The sequence below is a fragment of the Microbulbifer maximicatervae (SeqCode) genome (assembly GCF_052467385.1).
The window spans coordinates 3,061,475-3,085,073 of record NZ_CP174311.1; the positions used below are offsets into that span (position 1 = coordinate 3,061,475).

Consider the following 23,599-nt stretch of genomic DNA (forward strand, 5'->3'; position numbering starts at 1 on the left):
TCATTTCTCAGACAGGGGAGCCCTATCCGCTGGCTTCCCTGAAACAAACAAAAGGCACACTACCAGCCCCACCATCGCCAGATAGGCATTAACCGTAAAAGCGCGATCAATCCCCGTAGAAATATCGGGAGCCATTGCCACAATTGTGGTATTCATACCCAAGCCTATTGCTCCCCCACCAATCTGGAACATATAGAGAATTGCTCCCGCCAAGCTCGCTCGCTCCGGCGCTACAACCGTAATTGCGGCAGTAGTAATAGCAGAATAAAACAGGCCAATACCCGCCCCGAGAACCACCAGTCCCGGTACCATTTGCAAAAAAGTTGTTTCCTTATGTAAATGAGAAAGCATAAACATACCGATACACATGGCAATGGTGCCCGCTGAGACAATCGTTTTTGCACCGAGCGTTTCGTAGAGCCCACCGGCAATAAAAGACACCAAACCAAATGAGACCATCATAGGAAGTAGCCCCATTCCCGAATACATCGCCGAGTGATTATGGACCTTACTCAAGTATTGGGGAACGTATACAAGGGCTGCAAAGAACACCACAGACAGCAACAAGGTAGCTATACCTGCGGCAAAGAAACCGTGATTCGTTGCTACATCTACGGGAATTAACGCATCTCTGCCCACATGGCGCTCAACCAGGATAAACGCCCCCATAAACAGCAAGGTGGCTAGTGCCAAGACAATAATCACCGGGCTCTTAAAGCCGATATCCACGACTAAATCCAGCGCCAGTAGAAGGCAAAACAGCGATGTAGTCAGGGTGATTACACCACCGTAATCAATGCGCTCGGTGACATTTTCCGGTGTGTCATCCGGGATAACCTTCCAGCAGACCCAAAATGCCAATGCAGCCACCGGCAAGTTGATAAAGAAAATCCAGCGCCAGCTCAATAAGTCTGTAAGAATGCCCCCCAATACCGGACCAATTGCATTCGCAGCGGCACACATGCCCATCACCAAGCCCCCGGCAAAGCCCGAGCGGTCCTCCGGTAACATCCCGTAGATCAGCCCCAGGATTGCCGGCCACATAAGGGCACTACCGATCCCCATCAATCCCCGCGCCGCCAACAACATTGGAATATTGGTAGCTATACCGCCGAGGAGGGAGAAAAATGCAAAGGCGGCCATGCCGATGAAAAAGATTTTGCGCCGGCCAAACATATCCGCCAAACGCCCGCCCGAGATCAGCAGTACCCCAAAAGCCAATGTATAGCCGTTGATAATCCATTGGGTGGTGGTGATATTGGAGTTGAAGTCTTTTTCGATGGCTGGAATTGCTACGGAAAACGCAGTGAGGTCATTTCCGATCAGAAAAATTGCCAAGCTTAGGGCAAACAGTCCCAGTACCTGAATTCTGGTCAGTTTAGTTTTCTCATCTGCCATGTTTCGAGTCCAGCCACAGAGTTCGATTTTACAAGTGTGGCTCAAACTCGGGAAACGGCAGGGACACTAAATACGCCCCTGCTGACAAACAAAATGGTGAGGGCCTGCGACTAACGCTCACCTGAAGTGTCTTGAAAGAACTCCTCTACAGGCTGGTAATCCGGATTGGCACCACAAGAACCCCGCACTACCAGCTCGGTAGGTAGTACATCTGGCATCGCCGATTTTCCAGAGAGAAGTTCCATCATTTTCTCCACCATCAATTCACCACCTCGGTGGATGTTCTGGCGAACGGTTGTCAGAGGAGGGGTAAAAAACGGGGCGATTGGGATATCGTCAAAACCCACGATGCCGACATCTTCCGGCACCTTATAGCCGCGGGCCTGTAGCGCTTTTATCGCCCCCATAGCGATACTGTCACTGGCGGCGAAAATGCCATCAAAACTAAGCCCTTCCTGCGCAACCAGGTCGATAATGGATTGATAACCACTTTCACTGGAGAAGCCGGCGGTCAACTGCCTGGTAGTGCCAGACAGATCAGCTTCATTGAGCGCGGCACAGTAACCTTCAAATCGCCCATTGACCTCCGGGTGAGCTGTGTCGCCGAGAAAGAGAATTCGCCGCCGCCCCAAGTTCATTAAGTGCTCTGTGGCCTGACGCCCACCCATTTGATTGTCACTACTGACGATGCAATATTCGGCCCCCTGCCTTGAGGTCCCTCCCCAGACAACAAGAGGGTCCCCCTGCTGCTGCAGATCACGAAGTGGGGTATCGTCCACCCCTTGGCCAATCACAATAACGCCATCAGCCCGCCTGGAACTCATCAGATAAGAATGCCAGTCCGAGCGGCTGGCGATACTGCTGGAAAACAGTAAATCGTATTTATGCACCGCGAGGCGATCGGCAATTGAACCAATCATATCGATCATAAATGGATCAGAAAATGTCTGGCCGCCACTGCGCCCCGTATTAATCACAACCGAAATTGTATGGCTGCGTTGCAGGCGTAAGTTTCGCGCGCTCTCATTGATTTTGTAATTCATGGAACTCGCGATTTTTTGAATACGCTCGCGAGTCTTTTCGTTAATCAATGGATTATCGTTCAGCGCTCGCGAAACAGTAGATTCAGAAACTCCCGCCAACCGAGCAATATCGGACATGGAAACGGGAGAGGAGGACCCCTTGGGCATGGCGTACTTCACCTTGTTCGCGGGAAAAATGCCATCTTAGGCCCGTCGCCCAAGTTTGTAAAACCACCCCGCTACCCAGCCAGGGGGGCTGAGGCCTCAAGCGTCTCATCCCCCCGCTCTACGGCGCGACGGAAAAAGAACAGGGTAATCAGAATTACTGTGATGGGTACCAGGGATAAGTAGAAAGCCACCTGGCCATCAAAGGCCTCGAAAACCGACCCGGTAATCAGTGAGCCAGTTGTACCGCCCAGCGCAGAAAAAATCACCAGTAAACCTGTCATTGCAGAGTGCTGGTGGGTGGGCAATGAACTGAGCATCACAGAATTGATAGCCGGGTACACAGGTGCCATAAACAAGCCAATCAGCGGTAAAACAAAAGCCGCCACTGGGGCACTAAGCCAGTTTACATCGGGATTCGCCACAATATTACTCGCCAGGGGCAAGCTAACGACCACCAGTACTCCCATCGCAACTAAGCACACATTCAGCATCGGGTACCAGTGTACTTTACGCATCATCACACCGGCACCAAGTCGCCCCAACGCCAGCCCTGCGGCAAAGATACTTGCAGCCTGAACACTCATTGCAGCGGGCAGCTTAAGAATTTCATTATTAAAGGTCGGCAACCAACTTCCTATCCCCTGCTCAATCAATACATAGAAAAATACGGAGATCACGTAGATGTATACCAGGGGTTTGGCCATCAACTTTATCATCGCGATAAAGTCCTGTTTCGGGCTAGCCTCTTCGATTCGCGCCCCGGATTCATCCAGCTCTGTGCACCAGAGCAATACAAATGCAATCACACAGACCACCGCCAACACCCAATAGACATTGAGCCAGGCAGTCGACCCTTGGTTCGATGAATCAATAAAAGCGCTAAACAGCCAGTAACCACTGAGAACCCCCACCATAAACACCCCCTCCAGGGTGTTTAGAAGGCTCGCATGTGCGCTGCGGCCCTGCGCTAGTAATCCCACGGTGGAGTATGCGGCAACCTTTACCAATGCGAACGCAACACCCACGGACAAGAACAGTAACTTCGCCGTCCAAAACCCGGGTAACAGGGGCATAGCTGTACAAGCCAGGGTGACGATTGCCAACCCCGCCAGCATCGCCCGCTTAAACCCCAGTCGGGGAAGCTGGGAGGCAATCAGGAAAGACACAATACCGATGGGGATATCCTTGAATCCCTCCAGCACACTCGCAGCAGACTTACTCACCCCATAGGTATTGATTACCTGCAGGATCACAGTACCCACGCTGTTCAACAAAATGGCAAAGACAAAGTAGATAGCGAATAGAGATAGGAGTATGCGCTGATTCTTCATAGTGGATTCTATCTGGCTCTGTGGTTTAGGCAGTCAGCCGTACCAACCTGTTATTGTACATTTTTTACCCAGACTTTGTGGAGAAAGGCGACTCCGCCCCAATGCCTGAAGATACCCAGTATGTATCAGTCAGGCAAAACATTGCAATCGTTTGCATAAAAACCAATGAAAATTTGGGAATGTCTTATGCCGATCAGTCACAAATCAACTGGCAGTTGACCCAGCAAAAGAAAATAACCTCTATTTTTCAGTAACTTACAGACTTTTCGGAAATGAAAATCAGGTCTATATTCTGGTAACAGCCAGGCTTAACCCAGATTTGCAATCGATTGCAAAAAGACATCAACTACGGATAGACTGAATGCCCGTAGCCGGAGGCCCAGCAGACCCGGCCCTAGAACCCAATCTCCAATCCAGTGAAAGTGGTATGAAGCAAAAACAACAAATCAAACACAAGATCCACCCCTGGGACCTGGTGGAGGACACCTTCCAGCCCGAAGATTACAGCCTCAATGCCACCCTATTCTCCCTCGGTAATGGCTATATCGGCTTGCGCGGTACCTTTGAGGAGGGTTTCGATCCAGAACCCTTCACGGATGGTTGTTACCTGAATGGAGTCTACGCCAGCGAACCTATCACCTATGGTGAGTCTGCTTATGGCTACGCGCGCAACAACCAGAGGATGTTGACGGTTCCCGACGGCAAGACCATTTATATCAGCTTGGATGGAGAACGTTTTAGTCTCGCCCAAGGCGAGCTACTCAATTACGAGCGCCGGCTGGACATGGCCGCGGGGTTCAGCGAGAGAAAACTCACTTGGCGCTCCCCAAAAGGAAAAACCATTGAACTCAAAGTGCAGCGCCTGGTTTCCCTCAGTGAGAAAAACCTATTAGCTCTGCAACTGGAACTCACTCCCATCGATTTTGACGGAGAGGTACACCTGCAATCCTGCCTTGATGGTGACCTTGCCCAGGCAGAACGTAGTGAGGACCCACGCCTTGCCTCCCCTATTGACCGGGGAGATATCGAATGGCTGGAAAATACAGCTGAAGATGGTTATTTAGCCCTGCCTCTATCCGTTAAGAGCAGTGGCTTCTCTATACGATGCGCAGCCCTGCACCTTTGTGAGAGTGACAGCGATTACACGTCCAACAACCTCCGCAGTGAAGACTGCGTCTCGGTTGACTATCGCTTTGCTGCCCGCCGCAACACCCCTATTCGCCTAACCAAGTACGTCGCTTACTTTGCACAGCAAAATGCTGAGCCGATATCAGCTGGCGAATTGCATCATTACCTGGAGCGCTGTGCGGCTAAAAGTTTTGCGAGCCATGTCGAAACTCAGCGTATACAAATGGACAACTTCTGGCTTGAGTCCGATATTCAGGTCAGTGGAAATGATGCCCTGCAACAGGGAATACGTTTCAACCAGTACCACTTGTTCCAATCCCTTGGTCGGGATGGCAATACCAATATTGCAGCCAAAGGACTTTCCGGTGACGGCTATGACGGCCACTATTTCTGGGATACAGAAATCTATGTACTACCGTTTTTCCTCTACACCCAACCCGAATTAGCGCGCGGTCTACTGGAATACCGCTACTCAATCCTCGATGCCGCACGAAAAAGGGCGAGTGAAATGTCGATTCAAAAGGGAGCACTGTTTCCCTGGCGCACCATCGGCGGTGAGGAGTGCTCAGCCTATTACCCGGCAGGCACTGCGCAATACCATATCAATGCGGATATTGCCTACGCCGTGCGACATTACTGCCGGGTTACCGGTGATGTCGATTTTCTGCGCAACAAGGGCGCAGAAGTCGTGATAGAGGGCGCGCGTATGTGGTTGGAGATTGGCCACTTCAACGCACTTCGCGACAACCAGTTCTGCATTAATGAGGTTACCGGACCAGACGAGTACACTGCCCTGGTTGACAATAATTTCTACACAAACCTGATGGCCAAGGCCCATCTTGAATATGCTGTTGAAGTATTACAGTGGTTAAAATCATTCGATCCTGCAGCATGCGATGAGTTGACCCAGCGTATTCAACTCGACAAACAGGAAATTGATAACTGGGCCAAGGCCGCAGAAAGCATGTATCTGCCCTACGATGAAAAGCAGGGCATACATTCTCAAGACGATAGTTTTCTAAACAAACCCCGCTGGAATATTGCCGAAACGCCAGCCGATCAATTCCCGCTGTTACTTCACTATCATCCCCTGGTGATCTATCGACACCAAGTTTGTAAGCAGGCGGATGTCGTTCTTGGCCTGTTACTGGAAAGTTCAGAATTTTCAATTGAGCAGAAGCGTCGGGATTTCGACTTCTATGAACCGCTCACCACACACGACTCCACTTTGTCCGCTTGTATTCACAGCATTATTGCCAGTGAAGTTGGGTATCCGGATAAAGCGCTGAACTACTTCCAGCAAGTTGCGCGAATGGATCTGGATAACCACCACAACAATACCCAGCACGGCATACACACTGCCTGCATGGGGGGTACCTGGATGTGTATGGTCCAGGGATTTGCAGGAATGCGCCTGCACGGCAATGAACTCAACTTCAATCCATACCTGCCCAATGGAATGGACGGCTATCGTTTCCGGTTGCAATTCCGTGGCCGCACGATCGCAGTCGATGTCGATTCTTACAGCGCCAGATACACCTTGGTGAAAGGTGAAGCGCTCAGCCTTCATCACGGCAAGCAAATTCTATTCCTGGAGACACCAGGGCAAACAGAAGCCATTCAAATAGCACCGATGGAGGAGGTATCCTGATGATCTATCGTGCAGCAATCTTTGATCTCGACGGCGTTATTGCAGACACCGCTCGTCTCCACCTGATCGCATGGAAACAGCTGGCTGAAGGGCTCAACCTTCCCTGGACAGCGGATACTGAAGAGCGCTTAAAGGGCCTGGAAAGAATGGCTTCTCTTGAGGTGATTCTCGGGGAAAAAAGCAGCAATTACACTGAAGAAGCAAAAATCGCACTGGCTGCTAGAAAAAACAGCCGCTACCAGGAATTAATTCGCAGCCTCTCTCCCGCAGACTTGTTACCGGGCGCCGGTGAACTGCTCGCATGGTTAAATTCTCAGCATATTCCGGTTGGCCTCGCCTCAGCGAGTAAAAACGCGCCGGCGGTACTGGAAGCCCTGGGAATATCCCGTTGCTTTTCTGTTATTGCAGACCCAGAAAAATCTGCACCTAAACCTGCACCAGGTATATTCCTAGCCGCCGCCAAAGGTCTCGGAATTGATCCAGAATTTTGCATTGCTTTTGAAGATGCGCCCGCTGGAGTCAGTGCAATTAAGTCCGCAAATGGCATGACGGCTGTAGGCATAGGTAATCCAGATTCGTTAAAGGACGCAGACTATACGCTGGACAGTCTGGAACAATTTGTGCCATATGATTTCTTTCTATCAGTGCTAGCAGAGTCCGGCATTCGTCAAAATATGAATATCGATAAACGACCCAACGAAAAAATAGATTAGAACCCTATGGCTCTACCATGCAAGCAGCAAGACTCCAATATATAACGAACCTCTAAATGAGCTAATCACGTCTATATCACACCGGATAATCCCGGTGTGATATTTTAGTAATCGGCCAAGGCTTATATTAATATCCGCGCACCCTTTCACCAAACATCAGTCAAAAGAATAAGATTTCGCTGGCCTTCTAGGGAATAATTTTACGGCTCATTGATCAATACAGGCCCCTTCTATATTATCAGCCGTATTGCCAAACCAGGTATTAAGGCAGGGGAAGGGATTAGTATCCTCAAGATCGGTAGAGTTGTTATCAGTTGCTATATTGCCAATAATTACATTTCCGAATTGGCTATCCGGATCAAAAAAAAAGCAGATGGGAATGGCGAACTTAGCCAACGATATACCTACCGCAGTGCCGGGAATAGGATCTGTAAAACCAGTGAGTTCAACCGTATTTTGAGCAATGAAATTACCATTGCTACATATTTCCATACCATAAGTATTAAAACCGGTTATCTTATTAGATATTACGGTCGAATTATCTGCCCCGAGATCAAAAAAGATACCACTTTCCCCGAATCCATCTGAACTAACAATCTCGTTATTTATCACCGTTGAGTTACTGCCTCTAATAAACACACCTTCACCACCAAATGGTACATCAATAATCGAACCAGACAGCGTATTGTTGTCCGAATCTAAGAAAACCCCTTCTCCTGTAACATCACTTAACGTTATACCCGTAATTGTGTGGCCACCGGAACCTGTTGCAATGACTCCTGTACTACATTCATCCAATGTACCTCCTGAGGCGCCGCCAGATAATACAGCTCCTGTACCATCAAGAATGACACCTGTTCCCCCCACACAATCAAACGTAAATCCATTCAAGTTCAGGCTTCCTGTAGGGCCAGTTATTTCTACACCGGCATCACAAGAAAAGTTCCCAGTTAACACCTCTGGAGTTGTAATAGTACCGCCACACACTATATCTGCATTTACACTTCCAGAGATTACTAACGCACTACCGAAAAATAGATAAGAATATAGTTTAGACTGCGTTCCTTCCTGCCAAATATTCATAATAAACTCCTAAAATAGTATTGTACCCCCCTAATAAAACTGTTTAGCTATTGATTACTACTCACCACCACAGCCAATTGCCACTTAAATCCGAGCTACCGGTCAGCCCAGCAACTGTTAACCCAATCAAATTACAATTGAGATCCTTACTTATTATTTCTGTACTCGCAATGGTATCAGCGTACACATCATCGGCATTTACATTATGCGAAAGAGCTGAAGTAAACCCAATAACAATTTTTAGTCATAACCATTATGCCCAGGTAATAAAAATCCTTGAAATCAGAAAAAAGAATATTGGGATACATTTTGAGCCCAAAGAGTGAAATATCCATAGGAAAATATTCTCAATAGCTCTGGCATGTAAAAGGTAATGGCATAGAGAAGCTTGGGCAAGTAAAATAATCAAAACTCGTGCATAGACGTGAAGTGAAAAGCTTAAAATAGACTCCATAAAATTTACGCCAAAATATCCATCAATAGTAAAGCGTAACTACAGCTTAAACTTTAGGCTTAACGAATGAAGCGACTCAAACAACTATCTATCTCACACAGTTGTTTTGCTACAGGATCATCAACCTTGATTAAATTAAAATCCGAAAATTCAAACCCCGGGCCTACCGAACATCCGACCAAAACAGAACTCCCAATTGGCTCAGCAGCCTGCCAGGCACCAGCAGGAACAACATGACAAAATATATTATTCTTTGCGGAAATCTCAGTCCTTTGCAAACAGCTATCCCCCTCAGTCCAAATATAGAGATATAAGCCTTCCCCCCTATATAAATTCCAAACCTCATCAGATTCGACCCGGTGAAATCTAGATACTTCATCTTTCTGTAAGGAAAAGTAAATATGCGTCAATGCGCTTCGCTTCTGCCCATCCTCCCTTGTTACTATTGAGCTCGACTTAAACACCTGAAGAAATTTCCCGCCTTCAGGATGATCAATTAAGTTATCAGGCTTCATGGATTAATCAGCACCTTGTAATCAGAATTAGAAACATGTCTGATACTACATTACCACATAATGTATCAGTGAAATTTAATCCTTATAGACAACAAGCAAATAGTTGAGCGGATACGAATTGAACACAGGCTCACCCAGTTTACTTTAAGGTGAACCTTGCAAAAAGCCTTAATTTAAACAACTGGGATTAGCAGTAGTAAAAGTGTTTCCACGCCAGACATTAATATTACTACATGCATTTGCATTTAGATCCTCCAAGTCAAAATCAGTATTTCCCTTGGATGTGTTGTTGAGAATAAAGTTAAAAAACTGATTAGCTGCTTCCATATAGATACCCACTGAACCATTCATCTCAGAGGTGTTCTGGCTATAATTCCCAAAGTTGGAATCAGCAATATAGATCCCATATCGATTATTATCATATATATAATTTTGGGCTAAACTTGGAGCATCACCATCCAACTGAATCCCATCTAGTAAGTTACTTTCGATAATATTTGAGATCAAGGTATTTCTTAGCCCCGTAACTAATATGCCAGTATTACCATTACCATTAGCACTTGAATTAGTAATTAGATTGAAGTCGCTCGATACCGCCAACCCTACAAAGTCATTATTGTTAGCAGAAATATTGGTTACATTATGAAATCCATCACCAGCCAATCTAACGCCCGTCTGGCAGAATGATATAGTACCTGCGCCCTCCAAATACCCCACAAGACCGACAACATCTATGCCTATTGCAGAATTATTGTCACAAGTAATGGTATGACCATTCATATCCAGGCCACCAGTTGGGCCAACAATGGTTATCGCGATATTATCTGTACATACCAAATCATCATCCAAAACTTCTCGGGTGTTAATGGTATCACCACAATCAACCGCCGATGCAAGCCCGGATATCAGCAAGCAAAAAGCACCTGCAAATATAGATAAAGCACACTTCATACCTTGTAATTGCCATATAGCCATCTTACTACCCTCTATAAAATCAGTTAATAATGACCTTCTCCTGAACAGAGTGTGATCCAGCTTGCTAAAAGGGCTATAAGAAATTTCTCTTAAAGAAATGGCAACTAAGTACGGAATCTAAACATCTGTGAATGGTAAATAGTGGCTATCTACGCCAATTAGACAAAACGCAAGAAAGCAGTGTTGGATATGAAGCCAGTGGGCCTTTACATGGGAAGTTTAAGGGGGCGGTACTCATTACCCTCCTTTTCCCTCCCTTAAAAAAGGCTCTGCACAAATCTACCGCTAGCCTGATTACTGTTATTGCTCTTTATCTCAAGTAACTTTGACACCTTTAATAGTATAAATTAGCGGAATCTCATGTCCTTTAAAAAACAGGTAGTATTTCCCCTTCTCACGCTCCTCCATGCCATCAAAACAGTTGTAAGGGCTATACGGGTATTCTTTTAGTTGAGTGATTTGAATACCATATTTTAATAATGCACTCACAACATCGCTAATCGGATGTGACCAGGTGGCTAGGGTAGACTTGCCACCCCGATCATTCTCTGTATAGGTACCCTGCTCTTCAATATCTGGATCGGCTCGATGAAAGTATGTGTAACCAGAGAAAATATCATAAAATGGATGAAATTCTGCGATGTAGAAAGTCCCCCCCGGCTTTAAGCATTGAGCAACAACTGATGCCCACCGCTCGATATCCGGCAACCAACAGAGTGCACCGTAGGAAGTAAAGACGATATCAAATTCTTTATTATTTGACTCTCCAAAACTGTAGATATCATTGCAGATAAACTCTCCATGTAAACCTGAACGGTCAGAAAGAGCCTGTGCTTCAGTAATGGCTACAGAAGAAATATCAACTCCCGTCACCTTCGCCCCCAATCGAGCCCAAGATAAGGTATCCAAGCCAAAGTGACACTGTAAGTGAAGTAAACTTTTTCCAGACACATTACCTATATCTGAAAGCTCAACTTCATTTAAAGTAGATTTTCCGCTTAGAAATCCATCAATATTATAAAATTCAGACTTCACATGAATACGGGTGCGGCTATCCCAGGAGTGTCGGTTAATTTCAAAAAAATCCATGGCTCACCTTCTAATTACTTATATTTATCGATTCTATTTAATTATCAAGGGTAAGAAATTTAAATTTACTTGTAAGTCCTATTCCGTTATGCCTCAAGTTCAAGAAAACTAAGATTGCCAATCATTCTAACTATATATTTACAGTAATGCTTCAGCTACAAAAGGCTCTATTGAACTCAATTGCAAGTACAGATCATGCTTTACTACAAAGCAGACTGATAATTTTTGAGAGAAGCCCTAAATGGGGACAATAGAAGGTAGAATCCTTAATCTACGATTGATTATCCTCATCATATCTTAGGCGCGCTTTACGAATCTCGGGATGATGTTCATCTGCCCAAGAGACTAACTTCCACACAGCTGCAGATAACCCCCTTCCCAGGTCAGTTAATTCATACTCCACTTTAACTGGAACCTGCGCAAAGACAGAACGGAGTACAAAACCATCGCGCTCTAAGTCACGCAGGGTTTGCGTCAACATTCGCTGTGAAATCCCTTCAATACGCGACTTTAGGGAGTTGAAGCGATCTGGACCATCAACAAGGGCAAACAATATCAGGATGGACCACTTGTCACCAATTTGAGCTACTACATTACGAACGGGACATTCATCATCATTCACAAACACGCGCCTCTCACTATTTTTATTCTGCGTCCCCACCCTTCCACTCCATAGGTTATCAAAAAGTAACTTAACCACTTAATAGTGCCTTATTGGCAACCAACTCTCAAGTGAGTAACCTAGTATAAATAAGTAACTTAACCCGAAATCACCTATAGACCCATATAGATATATACCCTGTTATGACCCAAGCTCTCTTAGACAAGGCCCTAACCCAATACGCCTCCAATAGACCCTCAACCGCTGACGATATATTTACACCGCAGTTTGTCTCTGTAGGGAAATTTAACATTCGCTTTCTACGCAAGGAAAAACCTCAGGCTCCCAGCCTACTACTGCTGAATGGTCTACCCCAAAGTATTCGCATGTGGGAGTCATCCATTGAAGCATTTAGTGAAAAGTTTGATGTGCTAGCCTTTGATATCCCAGGATTTGGCTTATCAAAAGCGGAGGAAGGAGATATGTCTCCGAGCAGCCTGAGCGAAGCCCTTGTTCAAATAATGAACCATTTTGGCATCAAGCAGGCCCACCTGGTAGGGCCGGATGTGGGTGTGCCTATTGCTTTAGCGGCCGTTATTAACCACCCTCAACGATTCTTGAGTCTCAATATCTTTGACGGCCCAGGCACCTTCCCTCCAAAACTCTCTCCTATTCTTATGGCCGTTGTCAGATCCCGAATGGTTCGCTGGATAGCAAAAGGCTTAAACAAGAAGTCAGTAATGAAAACCAACTTCCTGACTGCCGTCAAAGACGGCTATCACAACTACAAACCCAGCAAACGAGCTATCCAAGAGTACTATGACATAGCCTTTGATAATGACAGTCACAAGTGCGCCATCAGTTTCTTTGGAAGCTATTCGAAAGAGCTTCCATGGATTGAGAGAAAACTAAATGGTATTAATGTTCCGACATTGATCACTTGGGGCAAGAGAGATCCATTTGTTTTAGTGGATAATGCGACTGCCTTATCCAAGCATATCCCCAATAGTAAGCTAGTTATATTTGATAACGCATCTCACTTCTCATCGGAAGATGCTGGACAAGAGTATGTTGACTTGATAATCAATTGGGTAGATGGCGGCTTCCTTGAGCATCGTGACGCATGAGTTTTTAAATATTCTAAGAACAGATACCTAATCACTAACTGAATTCAAGGTGGCGTTAAACAATTTCGCCACCGATATATTAATGGGGCTCAACTACCATCATTAGAGCGCCCTTTATCAAATTGGTTTTTCAACTCATTAACTTTGACTCTGATTCAGCATCATCCTTCCCCTTTTTGGCCTTAATCTGTGAATCACCAATCAATGCGCGGCCTAGGTCTGAAGCATAAAATCCCGCAGCCAATATTACGAAGGCGCCAAATAATGTAATTCCATCAGGCAGATCTCCGAAGATTACAAAGCCAATAACAATAGCCCAAAATAGTAAAGCGTAACTAAAGGGCTGCAAAATAGAAGCTGGAGTAAGTGCCAGTGCCTTAATCAGTAAATAGTGGCCCATTGCACCTAAGAGCCCATTTAAAATCAACAATTGCCACCCTGATACTGTCGGCTCTACCCAATAAAATGGTGCTAAGCTTCCAAAAATAATAAGACCCATGGTCGCGGTATAGAAAACGGTTGTATCGGCACTATCAAAGTGTGAAACACGGCGTGAAAGCACTTGATATGCGGCCCATAGGATAGCTCCCAAGATGGGGACCAAGGTTTGCCAACCCATCATTCCCATTCCAGGCCTAATGATAATAAGGGCACCTATAAATCCAGCCGCAACACTTACCCAGCTCCTTGTATCTATCCTCTCCCCTAAAAACCATCCAGCCATTAATATTGCGAATAATGGAGCGGTCGCAGCTATAGCATGCACATCAGCCAAAGACATCATACTAAAAGCAAAAATAAATACTGACACCTCAAGAGCGAGAACAATAGAGCGAGCTAATTGAGTGCCAAATATTTCACTTCGCACTATATCCAAGCTCCCTTTGAGTCTTGCCAAGCTTATAACGATGAAGAAAAATATCGCGAAACGAATCGCCATTATTTGAACAATAGAATAGTTCTGAACGAGAACCTTACCTGTTGCATCCATACCAGCCAAACAGAGCATTGCCAAAATAGTCAGAATAATTCCACGACTGTCTTTAAACTTCACTTTAAACTCTCTAATAAAGACTACAGATTCTATAAACAGAGCCACCGATTATAAATTAGTTATGAAATGTAAGAGCAGTCTGAATGCCTTGGGCTACCTGAGAATAGAAGCCGGAATATAACTTATCCCGGCACTAGTACGCCCTTAATTTTCAGTTACTGTAGAGGAAAGCTTGAAGTGACTGAGCGCCTTTTCAGCAATTTCTTTACCATATTCCTGCACAAAGTGGCCCGCCTCCGCTAGTTTGAGAGGCTCTGGACAGTTTTTGATGGTTCCCCTCAGCAACTCCATCACTTTCTCACCAAGTACAAAGTCCCTCATTCCAATCGCCATAAAGCTCTCACCACCCCAGCTCCTAGACCAGAATTTTCGAGCCCTTACCCCTAGCTCTGCTCCCTCCATATCTGGATCAACCGGTACAATTGACGGGAATTGACGAACGCCAGCCTTATAGCGGTTGTCTGGAAAAGGCGCATCATAGGCTACTATATCGAATAAATTGACCTCAGATTGAGCATCATTGGCAATGAGCCCTCCCACAGGGATTTCAGGCACATTGACAGAGAAGTTCCGCCAGTGGTAGAACCCCTCTGAAGCACCATCCCCTGCTGCGATAGCCGTATTCATTACCAGTAATCGGGTAAATCTATCCGGCATATCCATTGGAAGTGTCAATCCCAGAAGTCCACCCCAATCCTGACAAACCAGCGTAATATTCTTAAGATCCAAATGCTCAATCAAACGCATCAGGCTGTTACGATGGAAGTTAAAAGTGTACACATCTTCATTGACGGGCTTATCTGAGCGACCAAATCCAAACAAATCTGGAGCAATTACCCGGTGTCCTGCCCCAACAAAAACTGGGATCATTTTCCGATATAAGTAACCCCAACTGGGCTCCCCATGGAGGCAAAGAAAGGTGGTATCCGAATCCTGCTCCCCCTCATCGATATATGCCATACGCATAGAATCATAGCCTTCCAGGCTATCAATATAGTTAGGAGTATACGGAAAACCCGGTAGTAAAGAAAAGCGCTCCTCAGGAGTTCTCAATCGTTCAATAGACATCGGCAACCCTCTTTTAGTTGAAAGTTAAGTTAGCGCCTTGCTTCTGAAAAGCTAGATCAGTGGGAATCCAGAGATCATCCATTGTGGCGCTTTTATCGGTGCTTCAAATCTGAAAAAGTAACTGTAGAAAAATACCTATTATCCTACTAGATAATAAGGATAAATATGCTCCTAAAACATGGCATGATCTCTAATTTTTACATTTAGAAACCTTATTAGGCGCCAGATCACTTAAATTACCTCATAATGCCAATTTGGCAAGTCTGAAACCATTGGGCTAAGTACAACCGACCCTGTCAAAGCCGATTAATCAAACTTCTTACCATTAAAACATGTTAGATGTATTGAAATACCCATCTGGATGTAAGCTGTCTACCAGCAATATATCTCAATTATCAGTGAACAGAAATTGAGCCTAGGAGAAATTAGGCTACAAAAATCACTGGGATGCATATATCACTGTAAGAACAATATCCCTCATGACTACGAATCATGGACAACACCTCAATACACTTTACCAAAGCCCGCCAAGATCCAGCCCCTTTTCACTGGAGAATCCATTTCTACTTCCCTGGCGAACAGGGTTTTGGGTGCTGACTCCATGATTTTATACCCCCTATTATCAACATAAGTAACTAAAGCAACATGGGCAATATATCCTTTTTCAGTCTTTCTATAAAAAACCAAATCCCCCAACTGCGGCTTATAAGATGCTGGTTTCAAAGATTGAATTGACTGGAAATAGGAATATAGATTTCTTGCTCGGCGATGGAAAAATGGATTCTCTGGATTATTACCATTTCGAGCATCATAAAAATTTGGATTTTTTACAAAACTATCTCTCAATAAGACCTGAAATGAATATCCAGCCATTCCGTAAGCGATATTAGGTACATCACTACAGACAATAAATCCAAGTTTCCCTCCTATATTATTATACATCCCCATCAGTGGATCATAAGGCGTAAACCAAAGAGAATACGCATTATCGACAACCAGATTAACATTTGGAAGGCCATGATGATTGGTAAAACTTCTTTCCCCCTTATAGGTAGAAAAATAGACGAGCAGTGGTATTGCCAAAACAACAACAAGAAAGCCAATAAATTTTTTCATATTACCAAAAATGTACCAACCCAAAATCACTAATACATATGAAACATTACTAAACTAATAATAGGTGGGGGAAAAGAGTACAGCTAACAAACCCTTACGCCACCTTAATGCCACTTTTTAGTCCGAACGTCAACATACAGCTAGCAATAGGAATTGGGGTAACTGCTCATAACTTAATAGAACTATCTCCCACTGCCAAATTAAATTTGTATATGAACATTAAGGTTTCACACCTGCAATGACCTTAGGGCTCTCAACCTCGACTCTAATTTCGCTTCATGAAAGCAGTTTAACCACATACTTTATTGGGGAGCCTCCGGAAGGGTTTGGGTTAGACCACAAAGATCGAAGCTCCATTATTTGTATGGATTTGAAAATAGATTGTAGTTAAATTTTTCAGGCAATAAAAAAGCCGCACACTGGAGAAGTGTGCGGCAAAGCTTGGAAGCCTATGGGAGAGGCATGAGGTTAAAAATCGTACGCGAAACTGAGCTTGATATTGCGCGGCAAGATGTAGCGGACATTAGACGCTAGCGGATCGCGGGGATCACCTTCGGTGATACCATCTTCATCAGTTAAGTTGTCCACAGCCAACTGGACAGTAATATCATTGATATAGGCCACCGCACCCAGATCAACTTTTGTATAGGCTGGCAAAGTTACTTCATTGTCGCTTCCATTAAAGCGATCACCTACCCGACTGATATCGGTATACACAGCCATATCAATGTTATTCAGTGTGAAATCATAATTCTGGCTCAGGCGCACCTGGTATTCAGGCTGACGCATAACCTGGTTGCCTTCATATTCACCACTCGTAATTTCTGGCTTTTGCAGGGTAGTATTTAACCCAAAGGTGAAATCTCCCCAGTGAACTTTACCGTCCAATTCGAGACCAAGCGCCTCAGTCTCTAAACGAGTACAGGTACTGCTGCCAATGATACAGTCAGGCATGCCCTGGGTTTCGTTGTAGAACAGAGTCGCAAAGAGGGAATAATCTTGCTCCTGCAATTTATAACCCAGTTCGTATTGGTCAATGTCGATTACAAGGTCAGACCCAGCAATGAAGCTATCACCGAACTCGCGATAGTTGTCAAAGTCTGCGAACTTAAAGCCGGAGTTTATGCGGAAGAAAGTGCCCATATTTTCGGCAAAGGCCCAGTCCACTGCGGCAGTATAAGCAGTGCCATCTTCGTCCGCTTTATAAGTGGTAAAATTGCCGTCTCGCTCACCATGATCCACGGAGTAATTGGTTTTGCGGTTTGCGGAACGCACGCCCAGATCGAAGGTAAAGTCCCCTAAGTAGAACTCACCGGCGACATAAAGCGCGTTTTCACGGGCATCACCCACGGCATCCACATCATATTTCCAATCACAAGTGGAAATATCTACAGATGTGTTACAAGCGAGATCACCAGTTAGCTCAGAGCCATCAGCAGTTCCTGTGATCAGCTCCCCACCTTGACCCAGTACGTAGTATTTCTGGTTACCCAGGGACCACCATTCATCAACTTCCCAGCTTGAGGTGTAATAACCGGCTGTTACTTTAAAGTTATCCCACTCTTTTGCCAGGCTAATGTCATTTGTCGTAGCCTCGATATCTTTGCGTACTACCCAGGCACCAAACTGCTGTACCACAGTATCGCCACTAAGTTCGTTTCCAGAGGCGGTTACTACTGCTTGATCAGTAAGAGAATTCAGCGATACAGGCGCACCATTAGGAACAAAACCCAAAGTATCAGCGTTACCTGCTGTAAGTCCAAAGCGTTCGGTGAGACTCCAACCATCCCCCAGGTCTAGCTCCAGATAAGCACCGGCTACATTGCCATTCCAGCCGCGCCCTTCGCCCATATCGAAAGTTTCCCAGGTAGTTTCTGAGCCGCCATTACCGTCAGCCTGAGTAATGGGTACAGAAACCTTGCGATTACTGGGGCCTACCTGGGTGTAATCTGTTTCCAGAAATGCAGCATTGGGCAAATACCAGGTACCAGTATCTTTTGTATCCCGGATGTAAAAACCCGCTTTGCCGTTATCCATCTCTTTGGTGATGTGCAGGGTAAATTGATGCCCTTCTTCCGCATCAAAACCCGCATCACGAATGCCAGGGGAGGAAGATACGTAGCCTCCAACCATGTAGTACACATCATCCGAAACCTTACCGGTCATCACGGCATCGGTCCGCTGCAGATCATAGTCAGATAAAGTGTACTTAAATCGCCCCTCAGTCTCTTCAGTACCTTCTTTTAAGATAAAGTTGGTAGTCAGACCTGGCTGGCCATTGGAGAAAACCGGATTGGGTCCACCGCGCAGAGCTTCCACTCGCTGAATAGTGTCATCGACACGAAATAGAGAAGAGTTTTCTAAAAATGAGAGTGTTGGCGCTGGATACAGAGGCAATCCGTTCATGGATACCGTGACAAAGGGTGCATCACTACCGCCAGGGAAACCGCGAACATCGATATTTGCCCCAGAAACACCGCCAGAGCTCTCAACCCACAGGCCTGGAACGGACTTCAACAGGTCTGCAGTACTTGAAGGAGAGGCTTTGCTAATCTCATCATCACTTAAAGTTGTGATAGAAAAGCTGGCATCCAGCTTACGCATGCCTGCACCGCCAGGGGTGCCTGTTGTGATGACTTCCTCCATCACCATATCGTTTTCAGGGCTAATTTCTTGGGCTGCGGCATAGCCGCAAAGACCAACGGAGAGCGCGGCCATGGATACGGCCTGCGCCAATGGTTTCTTGCTCATCAACTCTTCCCTCTCGTCGTCATTCTTATCTGTTCTGATACTTCGGTGCTATTTTTATAAAGCTTTATGCAATCGATTGCATAAAGAGTTGCTAAACGCTACTTGATGCACCGTGCTTTAACTATAATGTGCAAATGCAATCGATTGCAAATTGAATTAATGGCTAGATTTGAGTGACTAGTCATCCGTTAGACCTTCGCAGATCAAGAATTGAGGGGTAGGGGCAGGTTTTCTGCCATTGGTAGAAGTTCATATTTGGAAACTACACCCGGATGTTCTTAGATTTAGTATGTAGGGCTGTCCAAATGTGGCGCCAAATTATTGATTCTAGAAGCATTCGACGACGAGTGGTTCCATGTAAGTGCCAAGCGGCCAGGAGAGTTATCATGGAAAAAGGCAAGTGCCAACAGGCGGAGCATCATTCACATACCCATAATAGCCACTGTGGCCACACAGCCATTCGCCATGGGGACCATATCTGCTACCTCCATGACGGCCACCTACACCATCCCCACAAAGACCACTACGACGAGCACGTCTTGGAAGTAAGCACCCAAAACCCGGAGGGTTGCCACCCTGTTACAGAGGGCTATGACAGCTCCCATGTCCACGGCAAAAACTGTGGCCATGAGCAGGTTCCCCACGGAGATCATGTTGACTACCTGGTTAACGGGCGGCTTCACCATGTTCATGGTGATCACTGTGATGATCACGGATCTGTCGACTTGGTGAAAGGTAACTAAAACTTTCCACTTTACTTGATTGGCTGTTGCTGATTTGGGAAATGTCGAACTGTATCGGCCTAAGGCACTTAAAAGGGATAGGGGTGCCCATAGAGCTGAGAAATTCGAGAAACATGCCAGGCTCCCCTCAAGGGTACTCTCCAACCGACCCCTGCAGCCAATGGGCGTCAGTTCAATAAAGCTCGATACTCCAGGTTATATTCTGGCCTGGCACCGCTCTACTTCCTTCATTAGCCACCCCGAAAAAATTCCCGTCACATGCCGTGAAGTATTGCCATGGGTACTGTTCAGAACACCTTTGTGCGAGCTGAAGCTAGTCTTAATAAAAGCTAACTTTACCCCGAAGTAACTTATGCATGACATGAAAAATCAAGGTGGCAGTACGCTCTCTAAAATGTTTTCAGGCGCAGACAATGAACGTAGTCTGGCTGACTTCGATATTTCATTTAGCCAAAAGTGTAAAGTTATTGGGACTGTAATCTTAATAACAGCTTATAAGGTGTTTATTCTCCCCTGGCAAAGGAATAGGCGTCATCATTTGTTTTCCGAACTCGACAAGCTTAAAAACCTGACAGCAAAATTACCCAATCCTCCCCAAAGTGCCGCCACAGGAAGTTGTTTTTTAAGTGACAAAGATCGCCACTTCTTTGAAGAAAATGGTTATCTGCCTCCCTATAGAGTTCTATCCGCGGAAGAAGCACAGGGCTTAATGACTCTAGTACAGGAGGAGTATGACAATGACTTTAACGGCGTTTCCTATATGGGAGATAAAATTAAAGAAATTGCTAAGAAAGAGGGCCGCTGGAATATCGAATATGCCAGTCTATATCAAGCGCTAGAGTTAAAGCCTTTCAGGGACTTAATGAGAAAGCCTGAAATTTCGGAAAAGATTGCAAGCATTTTAGGTGATGAGGTTATTTGCTGGCGCAATCAGTTTTTTGAAAAAAAACCAGGCTCCGATGGGACACCCTGGCACCAAAATGCAACTTTCAGGGAAATGGGGAAATATGCAAAGCTCCAGCCCACAAGAGAAACACCACCTGCGCTCATTCAAGTAAATGCGTGGGTTGCCTTAACTGACACCACAAAAGAAACCGGGTGCCTTAGAATTCTACCCGGATCTTATGCTGACGCGAGAGTAAATTACCTTTACGAATTTCTACAAGACAACAGGATGTTTTACTTATCGCTTCTACCAGCTTCCCCACTGTACCTATACCATTTATGCAAATCTTTTATGTATGGAAGGATTTTTCACAAAGGTGCAGTAGTATTTTTTAGTGCCGCAAAATTGCTAGGTGATCATATTTTTGACGGCTTTGACATCAAAGATCTAGAAATGAAAGCCGGAGAGTGCCTAATATTCTCATCCCTGAACATCCACGCCTCCTACCCAAACACATCAAAAGACAAAACTCGATTTTCATTTGTAGGTCGCTGCACAGCCAATCACGTAAAGGTTGCCCCTTACGGAAAGGATAATTACTCAACTTTAGGCGGACTAATAGAATATACACTCCCAAAGGTTATCAGCTTTCAGATTTATGGCAAAGACACCTATGGCTACAATGGAATATTAGACGATGAGGACAAAACAGAAGAGTAATCCACAATCCGTCATGATCAATATACTCTCTGGTGGTGACGAAAAAAAACTTAGGTAACCTCCCTACCCTTAGGAAAGCACCTAAAGGCCGCAGACTTAGTTATGACAATAATTGCATACAAATTCATAATACCCCCATGACAGAAGAGCAAAAAATAAAAATTATTTTCTAATCTAGATCGGCTTGGAAAGCTCAGCATCTATCTGGCGCACAACTACCACCATTATTTGAAAATTAAACGAAGATGATCGGGCCACTCTTTAAAAAAATGAACTCCTTCCTACCTTCCGTGTATCTCTTCTGAACTGGCGAAAAGCTTAAGGGAATAGCACTGGATGATTTTAAAAACAATTTCCAATTGTAGTGAGGCACCTTGGCGACAAGGTGAAGGCGATTGGTAAAAGAGAGGAACGCTGGACAATTGGATACGCTGAATTATACCAGGCATTGCGGATAAAACCCTTTAGGAACCTCCTACGACCCCCAAAAATTTCAGAGCGATTGGCAACTCTACTAGGATATGAAGTTATATGCTGGCGCAGTCAATTTTTTGATAAAAGCCCCGACATTGAGGGGATGTCTTGGTATCAGAATGCAACCTTTCGAGAGGTCGGTAAATATACAAAATTACGACCGACCATATAAACTTCTCCCACCCTAATTCAACACATCGTTTGGGTTGTGCTCACCGAAAGTACGAAAGATACCAGTTGGCTTAGCATGCTTCCAAAGTCACACACCGATACAAGAACTAGCTACCTCTATAATTATATACAAGACAACAAATTAATATACTTATCACTAGTCCCTGCATCACCCCGCTCCTTATACAGACTTGCCAAGCTATTCCTTTTGCTCAGTACAAGGGAAATTATTGAAGAAGATCTCTTTGGCGACCTGGAAGTAAAAGACCTGGAAGTGAAAGCCGGCGAATGCCTTATTTTCTCACCCCTAATTATGCACACATCCTTTGCAAACACATCAAAAGATAAATCTCGATTTTCGTTTGCCATGAGGTATACAGCTAATCACGTAAAAGTTGCTCCTTATGGCAAAGACAACATTTCAACCATTGAGGGCCTGCTGGAATTCACATTGCAATTTTCAGGTGTTTGGTAAAGATTCTTATGGCTACAATGAAATCCGGGATGATGATGCGTCTACTTCAGAATAGATATTACCCCCCTCCTGGTGTGGGCAATTAGCAGTAAAAGCGTTATTTCGGTAAGTTTGGTAATATAGTTTAAAGAAATATAAGTAATGCAGCTTCCTCTCAATACCCTAAACAACTAGTAGCAGCACTAGCTTGAGCAGTCGTCCACACGACACTTTATCTTTAGCACTAAACTGTATATATTTCGACAAATATAGAACTTATGACCAAATCATGATGGAAATCGAAGAAGTAGCCAAATCGCTCAAAGAGCTGGGACACCCAACCCGCTTGTTGATCTACAAAAAAGTAGTCAAAGCCGGACTACCGGGTATTCCTGTAGGCAACATCCAGGAGCAATTAGATATCCCCGGATCAACCCTCTCCCACCATATTTCCAGTCTGATTTCGGCAGGATTAATTTTCCAGCGACGCGAGAGCCGCACCCTCTACTGCGTAGCCGAATATCAGCACTTGACTGAGGTTATTCAGTTTTTACAAGATGAATGCTGCCACGATGATTTCAATACACCGATAAAGTGTCCTGATATCAAGTGTGCGGTACCGGATCAGCACTGAACAATGTCGCTCTTGCTTCGGGCGCCCCCTATCGATGGAGCGTCCGAACTTTCTTCTCTTCACCCCGATGGATACATTTAGGCCCTAAATTCTGCTTCAAGCACCGCTAGAATGACCATTTACAGAAATAGCCAGCTTTAGTTGGCTCCCTTCCCTTGATACCTTTCTTGGATACCTCGGAAATAACTCGAACACACACCTTTACTTAATACTTATATTTCCATTATTCTAGAAACATCATATAATCTGAGTTGTGCCCCCAGCATACAAAGG

20 protein-coding genes are annotated in these 23,599 nt (G+C 45.1%); 8 read left to right on the forward strand and 12 right to left on the reverse strand.

Features of this window, described 5'->3' with window-relative positions; genetic code table 11:
* The 3 genes from ACJJIR_RS12905 to ACJJIR_RS12915 form a co-directional block, all read right to left on the reverse strand.
* Positions 1-1,398 (reverse strand): MFS transporter, encoded by a 1,398-nt coding sequence (locus ACJJIR_RS12905; RefSeq protein WP_444905657.1) that lies wholly within the window; start codon positions 1,396-1,398, stop codon positions 1-3.
* 110 nt (positions 1,399-1,508) lie between these two features.
* Positions 1,509-2,588 carry a LacI family DNA-binding transcriptional regulator gene (locus tag ACJJIR_RS12910; protein ID WP_444905658.1) on the reverse strand — a complete coding sequence of 360 codons (1,080 nt, stop codon included), beginning with the start codon at positions 2,586-2,588 and terminating at the stop codon, positions 1,509-1,511.
* A gap of 71 nt (positions 2,589-2,659) precedes the next feature.
* Positions 2,660-3,919, reverse strand: coding sequence for an MFS transporter (locus ACJJIR_RS12915; RefSeq protein ID WP_444896808.1), 1,260 nt, complete (start codon positions 3,917-3,919; stop codon positions 2,660-2,662).
* A gap of 101 nt (positions 3,920-4,020) precedes the next feature.
* Between ACJJIR_RS12915 and ACJJIR_RS12920 the strand changes: the two genes are divergently transcribed.
* The 3 genes from ACJJIR_RS12920 to pgmB all read left to right on the forward strand — a co-directional run bounded on the left by ACJJIR_RS12920 (position 4,021) and on the right by pgmB (position 7,411).
* On the forward strand, positions 4,021-4,173 hold the full coding sequence (locus tag ACJJIR_RS12920; RefSeq protein WP_444905659.1) for a hypothetical protein: 153 nt from the start codon (positions 4,021-4,023) through the stop codon (positions 4,171-4,173).
* 107 nt (positions 4,174-4,280) lie between these two features.
* Positions 4,281-6,698 carry a glycoside hydrolase family 65 protein gene (locus tag ACJJIR_RS12925; RefSeq protein WP_444905660.1) on the forward strand — a complete coding sequence of 806 codons (2,418 nt, stop codon included), beginning with the start codon at positions 4,281-4,283 and terminating at the stop codon, positions 6,696-6,698.
* Positions 6,698-7,411, forward strand: coding sequence for a beta-phosphoglucomutase (gene pgmB, locus ACJJIR_RS12930; protein ID WP_444905661.1), 714 nt, complete (start codon positions 6,698-6,700; stop codon positions 7,409-7,411). The genes ACJJIR_RS12925 and pgmB overlap by 1 nt, the downstream gene beginning before the upstream one ends.
* Positions 7,412-7,618: 207 nt before the next feature.
* On the opposite strand, the gene ACJJIR_RS12935 is transcribed toward pgmB, so the two are convergent.
* The 5 genes from ACJJIR_RS12935 to ACJJIR_RS12955 all read right to left on the reverse strand — a co-directional run bounded on the left by ACJJIR_RS12935 (position 7,619) and on the right by ACJJIR_RS12955 (position 12,149).
* A complete protein-coding gene (locus tag ACJJIR_RS12935) occupies positions 7,619-8,494 on the reverse strand; it encodes a right-handed parallel beta-helix repeat-containing protein (protein WP_444905662.1) in 876 nt (291 codons plus the stop codon).
* Positions 8,495-9,007: 513 nt separating this feature from the next.
* Positions 9,008-9,463, reverse strand: coding sequence for a cupin domain-containing protein (locus ACJJIR_RS12940; protein WP_444905663.1), 456 nt, complete (start codon positions 9,461-9,463; stop codon positions 9,008-9,010).
* Positions 9,464-9,631: 168 nt separating this feature from the next.
* Entirely contained in the window at positions 9,632-10,438 is an 807-nt protein-coding gene (locus tag ACJJIR_RS12945; protein ID WP_444905664.1) for a right-handed parallel beta-helix repeat-containing protein, read from the reverse strand.
* Between the two features lie 315 nt (positions 10,439-10,753).
* A complete protein-coding gene (locus ACJJIR_RS12950; RefSeq protein ID WP_444905665.1) occupies positions 10,754-11,527 on the reverse strand; it encodes a class I SAM-dependent methyltransferase in 774 nt (257 codons plus the stop codon).
* A gap of 271 nt (positions 11,528-11,798) precedes the next feature.
* Complete coding sequence (locus ACJJIR_RS12955; RefSeq protein ID WP_444905666.1) at positions 11,799-12,149, reverse strand: winged helix-turn-helix transcriptional regulator; 351 nt, start codon at positions 12,147-12,149, stop codon at positions 11,799-11,801.
* A gap of 182 nt (positions 12,150-12,331) precedes the next feature.
* Here ACJJIR_RS12955 and ACJJIR_RS12960 point away from each other — a divergent pair, with 182 nt between their 5' ends.
* Positions 12,332-13,255, forward strand: a complete 924-nt coding sequence (locus tag ACJJIR_RS12960) for an alpha/beta fold hydrolase (protein ID WP_444905667.1) — start codon at positions 12,332-12,334, stop codon at positions 13,253-13,255.
* Between the two features lie 130 nt (positions 13,256-13,385).
* On the opposite strand, the gene ACJJIR_RS12965 is transcribed toward ACJJIR_RS12960, so the two are convergent.
* The 4 genes from ACJJIR_RS12965 to ACJJIR_RS12980 all read right to left on the reverse strand — a co-directional run bounded on the left by ACJJIR_RS12965 (position 13,386) and on the right by ACJJIR_RS12980 (position 19,244).
* Positions 13,386-14,309 (reverse strand): DMT family transporter, encoded by a 924-nt coding sequence (locus tag ACJJIR_RS12965; protein WP_444905668.1) that lies wholly within the window; start codon positions 14,307-14,309, stop codon positions 13,386-13,388.
* Between the two features lie 144 nt (positions 14,310-14,453).
* Positions 14,454-15,377, reverse strand: coding sequence for a haloalkane dehalogenase (locus ACJJIR_RS12970; protein ID WP_444905669.1), 924 nt, complete (start codon positions 15,375-15,377; stop codon positions 14,454-14,456).
* 504 nt (positions 15,378-15,881) lie between these two features.
* Entirely contained in the window at positions 15,882-16,493 is a 612-nt protein-coding gene (locus tag ACJJIR_RS12975; RefSeq protein ID WP_444905670.1) for a CHAP domain-containing protein, read from the reverse strand.
* Positions 16,494-16,961: 468 nt separating this feature from the next.
* Entirely contained in the window at positions 16,962-19,244 is a 2,283-nt protein-coding gene (locus ACJJIR_RS12980; RefSeq protein WP_444905671.1) for a TonB-dependent receptor, read from the reverse strand.
* Positions 19,245-19,630: 386 nt separating this feature from the next.
* Between ACJJIR_RS12980 and ACJJIR_RS12985 the strand changes: the two genes are divergently transcribed.
* From ACJJIR_RS12985 to ACJJIR_RS13000, 4 genes are all read left to right on the forward strand, one after another.
* Entirely contained in the window at positions 19,631-19,987 is a 357-nt protein-coding gene (locus ACJJIR_RS12985) for a hypothetical protein (RefSeq protein ID WP_444905672.1), read from the forward strand.
* A 352-nt stretch (positions 19,988-20,339) separates the two neighbouring features.
* Positions 20,340-21,593, forward strand: a complete 1,254-nt coding sequence (locus tag ACJJIR_RS12990; protein WP_444905673.1) for a phytanoyl-CoA dioxygenase family protein — start codon at positions 20,340-20,342, stop codon at positions 21,591-21,593.
* A 721-nt stretch (positions 21,594-22,314) separates the two neighbouring features.
* A complete protein-coding gene (locus tag ACJJIR_RS12995; RefSeq protein ID WP_444908422.1) occupies positions 22,315-22,713 on the forward strand; it encodes a phytanoyl-CoA dioxygenase family protein in 399 nt (132 codons plus the stop codon).
* Between the two features lie 268 nt (positions 22,714-22,981).
* Positions 22,982-23,326 (forward strand): ArsR/SmtB family transcription factor, encoded by a 345-nt coding sequence (locus ACJJIR_RS13000; protein ID WP_444905674.1) that lies wholly within the window; start codon positions 22,982-22,984, stop codon positions 23,324-23,326.
* The last annotated feature ends 273 nt before the right edge of the window (positions 23,327-23,599 follow it).